The sequence below is a fragment of the Pelomonas candidula genome, from assembly GCF_043555985.1.
Classification (GTDB): Bacteria; Pseudomonadota; Gammaproteobacteria; order Burkholderiales; family Burkholderiaceae_C; genus Pelomonas; species Pelomonas candidula.
This window is the reverse complement of the sequence record NZ_JBIGIC010000046.1, coordinates 1-744: the sequence shown is the minus strand read 5'-3', so window position 1 is coordinate 744 and position 744 is coordinate 1. Positions and strand designations below refer to the sequence as shown.

The 744-nt window shown below is 64.5% G+C and carries 1 protein-coding gene; it reads right to left on the bottom strand.

Translation table 11 applies throughout. The annotated features are described in order from the left end of the window. On the bottom strand, window positions 1-639 hold a 639-nt coding region (gene istA / locus ACG04R_RS28410; protein ID WP_394418189.1), incomplete at its 3' end, for an IS21 family transposase. Between the last annotated feature and the right edge of the window lie 105 nt (window positions 640-744).

Below are 744 nucleotides of genomic sequence, written 5' to 3'. Positions count from 1 at the left end.
CTTGCCGCTCAGGACCTTGTCCACGGCCGTCTTCATGTTGTCGTAGATGCCGCGCTTGGGCACGCCGCCGAACACGCGGAAGGCATGGTTGTGCGCGTCGAACAGCATCTCGTGGGTCTGCAGCAGGTAGGCCCGGACGTAGAAGGCCCGGCTGTGGCTGAGCTTGAAGTGCGCCACCTGCAGCTTGGTGCGCTCGCCGGCCAGCACAGCCCAGTCCTCGCTCCAGTCGAACTGGAAGGCCTCGCCGGCGTCGAAGACCAGGGGCACGAAGGTGCCCCGTCCCGTCGTCTGCTTGGCCTCCTGGCGCTTCTGGGCCCAGTCGCGTGCGAAGGCCGCCACGCGGTTGTAGGAGCCGTCGTAGCCGAGCGTGACCAGCTCGGCATGCAGTTGCTTCAAGGTGCGCCGCTGCTTGCGCGTCTTGCCGGCCTCGGTCTTGAGCCAGTGGGCCAACTTCTCGGCAAACGGATCGAGCCGGCTCTTGCTGGCCCGCTTGGCATAGGTCGGCTCTTGGTCGCCGGCGCGCAGGTACTTCCTGATGGTGTTGCGAGACAGGCCGGTGCGTCGGGCTATCTCGCGGATGGACAACTGCTCTCGCAGGGCCCACCGCCTGATGACACTCAGTGTCGCCACGTCAATCACTCCAGTGCTCCTGCCGCAAATCGCGGCAGGCTAGGTTGATACGTGGGTCAGGTTTGAACGGAAATCAGTGTGAGAGGTGGGTCAGGTTTCGGAGGAAATCAACAC